We start from the raw sequence: 4,880 nt of genomic DNA, 5'->3' as shown, positions 1-4,880 counted from the left end.
GGACGGCTCGGCCGGGCCGTCGGTGCGGGTGCCGAGCCAGACCACGTGCTTGGGCCCGCTGCCGCGGCCGCTGGCATGGACCCGGGCCTCCTCGACCGCGAAGCCGGAGCGCTGCAGGCGGGACTTGAACTTCCGGTCCGGGGCGCCGGACCAGACGGCCAGGATGCCGCCCGGCCGGAGGGCCCAGCGGGCCCGCTTGAGGCCCCAATTGTCGTAGAGCCGGTCGTTGGAGCGGCGCATCAGCCCCTCCGGGCCGTTGTCGACGTCGAGCAGGATGGCGTCGTACTGGCCCGGCCCCGCCTGGATCAGGCGGTTCACGTCGGCCTCCTGCACGTCGACCCGGGGGTCGTCCAGGCAATCGGCGAAGACGTGGGCGAGCGGGCCGCGGGCCCAGGCGATCACCGCCGGCACCAGTTCGGCCACCACGACCCGCGCATCCGGGCCGAGGCCCGCCAGGGCCGCCCGCAGGGTGAAGCCCATGCCGAGGCCGCCGATCAGCATCCGGGCCCGGGGCCGGTCCCTCAGCCGCTCGCAGGTCATCGCGGCGAGCGCCGCCTCGGAGCCGCTGCGGCGGTTGTTCATCAGCTCGATCGTGTCGGCCAGGATCGAGAACTCCTCGCCGCGCTGCATCAGGCGCAGGTCGGTGCCGCCCCCCGGGACGGAGCCGGTGTCGAGATGAACCCAGGGTATCACGGACGTTTCCTCGATTGGCGGTGCGGTCGGTCGGGGACCGTCGGCACGAAAGATCACGGCGAGAGCGGGGCCGCGGGCAGGTTCGGCGCTGCGCGCGACGCAACCCCCTGCGCGCCGGTGCCCCCTGCCGCGCGGGATCGCGGTGGCGTATCAGCACCTATGGCTAAGCGCATCAAGTCGAGACCCCAGGAACGGGGCTTCATTCTGTTCGACGTCGTCTTCGAGGACGGCTCCCGGGCTTCGAACCGCCGTGTGCCGGCCGAGATCCTCGGCGGCCTGGACGGCGACGAGCCGGCCCGGCAGATCATCGCCGAGCAGGAAGAGGAGATCGCCCTCAAGGCCGGACGGCCCGGCCGCGAGATCCAGAGCCTGACGCGCTCGCCGATCATCAAGCCCAAGCCGGTCGTCTGACCGGCCGGTCGCGCGGGCTTCCGGATCAGACCGCGCCCTCGACCACCTCCAGCGCCCGCAGGATCGCGAAGCCGATCCGCTCCGCCTCGCCCTCCGCGTCGCCGGCCGCCGGCAGCAGCGCCACCGTCTCGACGGCGTGCTCGTCCTCCGGGCCGACCACGATCCGGAACACGTCGCCTTCCTGGGCGGCCGGATCGCGGATCAGGCCGACCCGGTGGCCCGCGGCCGAGCCGAACAGGCGCAGCGGCGGCTGATCGGGCTCGGGCTCCGTCCGCTCCGGCGGTGCAACGGTGCGGGGCGCCCCGAAGGTCGGGCGGATGACGTTGTCGTCGGGCATGCCGAACCAGCCTCCTCAGGAGTGCGCGATGCCGGCCGTGGCCAGCACGGCGTCGGCCAGCACCTCCATGCCGGCCCGGGCCCAATCCGGCGTGATGCTCTCGGCCTCGTTGTGGCTGATGCCGCCGTGGCACGGGCAGAACACCAGGGCCGCCGGCACCGTCCGGGCGCAATAGACGGCGTCGTGATAGATCGCGGTCGGCATCCGGGTCCAGGCATGGCCCCGCGCCTCGGCCGCCGCCTGGACGCGGTCCACCAGGACCGGATCGAACGGGGTCAGCGGCGCCCGCCAGAACTCCTCCACCCGGATCGCGACGCCCCGCTCGGCGGCGAGCGCGTCGGCCCGGGCCAGGATCCGCTCCCGCATCGCCTCCAGCTGCCCGGGGTCGCCGTGGCGGGTGTCGAGGCTGAACCAGACCCGGCCCGGGGTGATGTCGCGGCTCGCGGGCTCGGCTGTCAGGACTCCGACGGTGGCACGGCCGCGCTCGCCCCCGGAGCCGACCGCGTCCCGGGCGATCGCCTCGAGCGAGCCGATCAGCGCGGCGGCGGCCATCATGGCGTCGCGCCGCCCGGCCATGGGGCTGCCGGCATGGGCCTCCTCGCCCAGCACGGTGATTTCGTACCAGATCTGTGCGAGCGCCCGGTCGACCACACCGATGGTGAAGCCGGCCTCCTCCAGGCGCTTGCCCTGCTCGATGTGCAGTTCGAAATACGCGCCGATCCCGCGAAGATCCGCCGGCTCCGCCTCCCCCTGCCAGCCGATCCGGCGCAGTTCGTCGCCGAACACGTGGCCGGCGAGATCCCGGGTCGCCATCACGTCGGCCTCGGAGACGATGCCCATGGCGACGCCGCTGCCGCTCATGGGCGGCGCGAAGCGCGAGCCCTCCTCGTTGCACCAGTTGATCAGCAGGAGCGGCGCCTCGGTCTCGATCCCGGCCTCGTGCAGGGCGCGCATGATCTCCAGCCCGGCGAGCACCCCCAGCGGACCGTCGAACTTGCCGCCGGTGGGCTGGGTGTCGAGATGGCTGCCGATGGCGACGGGCTTCCGGCCCGGGTCCCGCCCCGGCCGGTGGAAGACCATGTTGCCGATCCGGTCCACCGTCAGGGTCATCCCGACCGCCTCGCCCCAGCGCCGGAACAGGGCACGCCCCTCGGCGTCCCGATCGGTCAGGGTCTGCCGGTCGTTGCCGCCGTTGGGAAGCGCGCCGATCCGGGCGAGCTCCATCAGGCTGTCCCAGAGGCGGTCCTGCGAGAGCGGGAGGTTGGTGCGATCCATATCCATGCGGTCCCGCGCGCGCCCCGGCCGACCCTGTACCGGCGTCCGCGACGTTAGGCCGTGATCCCGCCCGGCACCAGCAGGGGCGGGGGAGATCCCCCCGGCGCCGGGCTCCGTCGCGGACCGGTCCTCAGAGGCTCGGATCCGGGAAATCCTGCGCGTGCAGGCTCCAGATCGCCCGTCCGTCCGCGGCGGAGACGTAGACCGCGTTGGCGCCGAGGGCGGCCAGATCGAGATCGATCCGCTTGGCCGCCGCCACCGCGCCCGCGTCGTCGGCGGCCTCGAAGGTCTGCCGGTACAGGTCCGGGCCGAGCATCCCGTCCGGCTCCCGGCGTATCGCTCGAAAAATGTATCTGCGCATCGAAAGTCCTGGATCGACACGGTATCCGCGCCGTCGGCGAATACATCGCCGCAATGCCTGCGCGTTCGGTGACGGACAGACTGCGCCACGAAAAGCTTTACGGCGGGTTTGTGCACTGCGAATGCAGCTTCAGTCGCGCAGGCCCGGCCCCCGCCGCTGTCGAGCCGGGGCCGGAGACCCGTGACGACATGTCAGGGCGCGGGGCATGATCGATTCGGATCGATCCGTTGCCAAACTGCTTGTGGGCTACAAGTGTCGCACTCGGCTGCCGGCTGTCCCGGGGATGGGCAGGCCGCAGCCAGGTTTGGGGGATGGAATGGCATTGGCGTCCATGGCGGCCTCCGCCCTGCAGGATGCGGGTTTCGTCGGCACCTGGGACACGGATGTCTCCGCCGGCCGATCGGTACTCGACGCGGGCGCGGCCGCATTGCTGTCCGGGAATGAGGGCTTTGCCGGCAAGCCTTTGCCGCTCGACGTCGCCCTGGGACGCGTCCATCCGGAGGATCGCGGCTGGGTCTTCGACGAGATTCGCAAGGTGCGCCGGATCGGCGGCCCGGTCTCGCTGGAGTTTCGCGTCCTGAGCCAGACCGGCGACGTCCGCTGGATCCTCACCCGCGGGCGGCTGGCCCCCGACACCACGGGGGCACTGCGTGGGCGCGGCGCCTATATCGACGTCACGGACCTGTACGGCGGCACCCCGCCCGGGCGGGACGACAACCGGGTCCAGGCCAAGCTCCCGATCGAGGTCAAGCACCTTGAGGCGGCCGCCGACAACTGTATCCGGGTCCACGCGGCGCTGGAGCGCTACGGCAACCCGCAGCTCCGGCTGATCTCGAGCATGCTGCTGCTCGGGATCGGCCGGGCGCTCGCGCAGCGGGAGCCGTAGGGCGGGTTCAGGTCCGCCAGGGGTGGGCGGGAAGCTCGGTCCGGCCGATCGCCTTGGCGCCGGCCTCCGCCACGGCGTGATCGTTCTCCACCGTTGACCCGCTGACGCCGATCGCGCCCGACATGACGCCGTCGGCATCGACGATCGGGATGCCGCCCGGGAAGGTGATCAGTCCGTCGTTCGAATGCTCGATGCCGTAGAGCGGGCCGCCCGGCTGGGACAGCTGGCCGATCTGGCCGGTCATCATGCCGAAGAACACCGAGGTCTTGGCCTTCTTGTGAGCGATGTCGATCGAGCCGACCCAGGCATCGTCCATGCGATGGAACGCCTTCAGGTTGCCGCCGGAATCGACCACCGCGATGCACATCTGGGTGTCCAGCTCCTTGGCCTTCGCCCGCGCCGCGGCGATTGCCCGCTCGGCCTGCTCAATCGTGACGTGCATGGTGCCTCCCTGGTTGGCCCGGGCCGGCGCAGGGTCGCTGAGAAATTCCAGCGACCCCGGGACGCCTCCCGTTCTGCGCGAGAAGGCCCGACCGGACGGCGCCGGTCAACTCCGGATCACGCCGATCGCCCCGCCGGGCATCGGCGGACGACAGGCCGGGCGCCCGCCTTGCACGGGGTCATGGGCGCCCGGCCGTGCGGCCGTACCGGAGACGAAAGGGCATGAGACCCCGGTACAACGTCGGGACCCGACCGGGCCGGCGCACCACTGGGTGGCACGGGGCGCTCGGGCGGAGTGTGGCCAGCCGCAGATGGGCTGCGACGGGTCCGCTGTCACTGATACGATTGTACCGGTCCGGCCCGGGCGGCCCTCACAAACGCGTGAGCGCAGCCCGGGATCGGATCAGGCTCCGGCGGCGCGCTCCCGCGCGGTCCGGATCCGGTCCAGGAGGTCGGCCGCCAGCGCGGCCCGGGCC

The 4,880-nt window shown here is 72.3% G+C and carries 7 protein-coding genes; 2 read left to right on the top strand and 5 right to left on the bottom strand.

Features of this window, described 5'->3' with window-relative positions; all coding sequences use genetic code 11:
* A partial coding sequence (locus FV228_RS20290) for a hypothetical protein (RefSeq protein WP_147856269.1) occupies window positions 1-693 on the bottom strand: 693 nt, incomplete at its 3' end.
* A gap of 159 nt (window positions 694-852) precedes the next feature.
* Between FV228_RS20290 and FV228_RS20285 the strand changes: the two genes are divergently transcribed.
* Entirely contained in the window at window positions 853-1,104 is a 252-nt protein-coding gene (locus FV228_RS20285) for a hypothetical protein (RefSeq protein ID WP_147856268.1), read from the top strand.
* Between the two features lie 25 nt (window positions 1,105-1,129).
* Here the strand turns inward: FV228_RS20285 and FV228_RS20280 are convergent, their stop codons facing one another.
* The 3 genes from FV228_RS20280 to FV228_RS20270 all read right to left on the bottom strand — a co-directional run bounded on the left by FV228_RS20280 (window position 1,130) and on the right by FV228_RS20270 (window position 3,032).
* Window positions 1,130-1,441 carry a hypothetical protein gene (locus tag FV228_RS20280; RefSeq protein ID WP_147856267.1) on the bottom strand — a complete coding sequence of 104 codons (312 nt, stop codon included), beginning with the start codon at window positions 1,439-1,441 and terminating at the stop codon, window positions 1,130-1,132.
* 15 nt (window positions 1,442-1,456) lie between these two features.
* On the bottom strand, window positions 1,457-2,722 hold the full coding sequence (locus FV228_RS20275; RefSeq protein WP_147856266.1) for an allantoate amidohydrolase: 1,266 nt from the start codon (window positions 2,720-2,722) through the stop codon (window positions 1,457-1,459).
* A 124-nt stretch (window positions 2,723-2,846) separates the two neighbouring features.
* Window positions 2,847-3,032, bottom strand: a complete 186-nt coding sequence (locus FV228_RS20270; RefSeq protein WP_147856265.1) for a hypothetical protein — start codon at window positions 3,030-3,032, stop codon at window positions 2,847-2,849.
* 361 nt (window positions 3,033-3,393) lie between these two features.
* Here FV228_RS20270 and FV228_RS20265 point away from each other — a divergent pair, with 361 nt between their 5' ends.
* A complete protein-coding gene (locus FV228_RS20265) occupies window positions 3,394-3,963 on the top strand; it encodes a PAS domain-containing protein (protein WP_147856264.1) in 570 nt (189 codons plus the stop codon).
* A 7-nt stretch (window positions 3,964-3,970) separates the two neighbouring features.
* Here the strand turns inward: FV228_RS20265 and FV228_RS20260 are convergent, their stop codons facing one another.
* A complete protein-coding gene (locus FV228_RS20260) occupies window positions 3,971-4,405 on the bottom strand; it encodes a heme-binding protein (protein WP_147856263.1) in 435 nt (144 codons plus the stop codon).
* Window positions 4,406-4,880 lie beyond the last annotated feature (475 nt).

Origin of the sequence: Methylobacterium sp. WL18 (genome assembly GCF_008040015.1) — a bacterium.
Classification (GTDB): Bacteria; Pseudomonadota; Alphaproteobacteria; order Rhizobiales; family Beijerinckiaceae; genus Methylobacterium; species Methylobacterium mesophilicum.
This window is presented reverse-complemented; position numbering and strand designations above follow the sequence as displayed.

Coding starts and splice junctions, on each gene's coding strand:
- FV228_RS20285 (WP_147856268.1), top strand. CDS start 853: ATGGCTAAGCGCATCAAGTCGAGACCCCAGGAACGGGGCTTCATTCTG.
- FV228_RS20270 (WP_147856265.1), bottom strand. CDS start 3,032: ATGCTCGGCCCGGACCTGTACCGGCAGACCTTCGAGGCCGCCGACGAC.
- FV228_RS20280 (WP_147856267.1), bottom strand. CDS start 1,441: ATGCCCGACGACAACGTCATCCGCCCGACCTTCGGGGCGCCCCGCACC.
- FV228_RS20260 (WP_147856263.1), bottom strand. CDS start 4,405: ATGCACGTCACGATTGAGCAGGCCGAGCGGGCAATCGCCGCGGCGCGG.
- FV228_RS20265 (WP_147856264.1), top strand. CDS start 3,394: ATGGCATTGGCGTCCATGGCGGCCTCCGCCCTGCAGGATGCGGGTTTC.
- FV228_RS20275 (WP_147856266.1), bottom strand. CDS start 2,722: ATGGATATGGATCGCACCAACCTCCCGCTCTCGCAGGACCGCCTCTGG.